The following is a 270-nucleotide window of genomic DNA, read 5'->3' as shown; positions in this document are numbered from 1 at the left end:
ACGCCCAGGTAACAGGCGAGGAAGCCGTAGCCGTACTGGTAGGCCAGGCCGACTGAGCCATAGAAGGCCCAGGCACTGGCGTATACGCCCAGCGACAGGGTGTAGGTAAGCGGGTGGCGAATGATCGAGCGCGGGATGACCCCCCGCTCGCTGATCCAGGCCACGCCAAACAGCACCATGAGGTACCCGGCGCTGATCATGATCATCTGGGTCAGGCTAAAGCTCATCGGCATCTCGTTGGCTCTGCAGGATGAAGGTGACGACGATCAG

Annotated in this window: 1 protein-coding gene; it reads right to left on the bottom strand. The window is 61.5% G+C overall.

What is annotated here, in order from left to right; translation table 11 throughout:
• A partial coding sequence (locus SB756_RS30355; RefSeq protein ID WP_410913274.1) for a hypothetical protein occupies positions 1-233 on the bottom strand: 233 nt, incomplete at its 3' end.
• Between the last annotated feature and the right edge of the window lie 37 nt (positions 234-270).

The sequence above is a fragment of the Pseudomonas sp. SIMBA_068 genome (assembly GCF_046534705.1).
Lineage (GTDB): Bacteria > Pseudomonadota > Gammaproteobacteria > Pseudomonadales > Pseudomonadaceae > Aquipseudomonas > Aquipseudomonas putida.
This window is presented reverse-complemented; position numbering and strand designations above follow the sequence as displayed.